The sequence below is a fragment of the Limnohabitans sp. genome (genome assembly GCF_046052765.1).
In the GTDB taxonomy this organism is placed as follows: Bacteria; Pseudomonadota; Gammaproteobacteria; order Burkholderiales; family Burkholderiaceae_C; genus Limnohabitans.
The window spans coordinates 1-1,643 of the sequence record NZ_JAVLFQ010000040.1 but is presented as its reverse complement, the minus strand read 5'-3'; the positions used below and the strand labels follow the sequence as shown (position 1 = coordinate 1,643).

General features: G+C 53.7%; 1 protein-coding gene. It reads right to left on the bottom strand.

Features of this window, described 5'->3' with window-relative positions; translation table 11 throughout:
• Window positions 1-62: 62 nt before the first annotated feature.
• The gene (gene atpA, locus AC9UG7_RS05075; protein ID WP_509585068.1) at window positions 63-1,601 is read right to left on the bottom strand and encodes a F0F1 ATP synthase subunit alpha; all 1,539 of its coding nucleotides are present in this window, start codon (window positions 1,599-1,601) and stop codon (window positions 63-65) included.
• Window positions 1,602-1,643 lie beyond the last annotated feature (42 nt).

The following is a 1,643-nucleotide window of genomic DNA, read 5'->3' as shown; positions in this document are numbered from 1 at the left end:
TTGATCTTGCCGCGAATTTCCTTGCCGACTGCCATGAAGTGCTCCTTGCTGCTAGATGGCGGTTAGATGAAAGATTTTTTGAAAGCTTCGATGGCCTTGACCAACTCGGCTTCAGCGTCTTTGTCCATGGCTTTGTCTTTTTCCAACTTGGCCAGCAAAGCAGCGTGTTTGTCTTTCAGGAAATGGTGCAAACCAGCTTCAAAATGCAGCACCTGTTTGACTTCAATGTCGTCCAGATAACCTTTGTTGGCGGCATACAGCGTGGCACCCATCAAGCTGATGGACAGTGGGCTGTACTGGGCCTGCTTTAACAACTCGGTGACACGTGCACCGCGGTCGAGTTGCTTGCGGGTGGCGGCATCCAGATCGGAAGCAAACTGCGCGAACGCAGCCAACTCGCGGTACTGGGCCAAGTCGGTACGGATACCGCCGGAGAGGTTTTTCACCAATTTGGTTTGGGCGGCGCCACCGACGCGGGAGACAGAAATACCGGCGTTGATCGCAGGGCGGATACCGGCGTTGAACAACGAGGTTTCCAAGAAGATCTGTCCGTCAGTGATTGAAATCACGTTGGTCGGTACGAAAGCTGACACGTCACCTGCTTGGGTTTCAATGATGGGCAATGCCGTCAATGAACCGGTTTTGCCTTTGACTTCGCCTTTGGTGAAATGTTCGACATAGTCGGCATTCACGCGGGCGGCACGCTCGAGCAAACGGCTGTGCAAATAAAACACATCACCAGGGTAGGCTTCGCGGCCTGGCGGGCGGCGCAACAGCAAAGACACTTGGCGATAGGCTACTGCTTGCTTGGACAAATCGTCATACACAATGAGTGCGTCTTGGCCACGGTCACGGAAGTACTCTCCCATGGTGCAACCTGAGTAAGCAGACACGTATTGCATGGCAGCAGACTCTGAAGCAGAGGCTGCCACCACAATGGTGTAAGCCATGGCGCCGGCTTGTTCAAGCGCGCGCACAACGTTTTTGATAGATGACGCCTTTTGACCGATGGCGACATAAATACAGGTCATGTTCTGACCTTTTTGGTTGATGATGGCGTCGATAGCCACTGCCGTCTTACCGGTCTGGCGGTCGCCAATGATCAATTCGCGCTGTCCACGGCCCACAGGCACCATGGAGTCAATGGATTTCAAACCGGTTTGCATAGGCTGATCGACAGACTGACGCGCGATCACACCAGGAGCCACCTTTTCAATCACATCGGTCATTTTGGCGTTGATCGGGCCTTTGCCGTCAATAGGATGGCCCAGCGCATTGACCACGCGGCCAATCAATTCAGGGCCAACCGGCACTTCCAGAATGCGCCCGGTGCACTTGACGGTGTCGCCTTCAGAGATGTGCTCGTACTCACCCAAAATCACCGAGCCAACAGAATCGCGCTCTAAGTTCAGCGCCAGGCCGAAGGTGTTGTTGGGGAACTCCAGCATTTCGCCTTGCATCACATCGGACAAGCCATGGATGCGGCAAATACCATCGGTCACGGAAATGACCGTGCCTTGGTTACGCACATTGGTGTTGCCTGTCGAGCCCTCAATACGGGTTTTGATCAGTTCTGAGATTTCTGCGGGATTGAGTTGCATGACTCTTTCCTTCTTCCTATGTAAGGCTGATGTGCAAGAGCG

What these genes read in the sequence shown, in the direction of transcription:
- atpA (WP_509585068.1), bottom strand. Translation starts at nt 1,601, where the DNA reads ATGCAACTCAATCCCGCAGAAATCTCAGAACTGATCAAAACCCGTATT.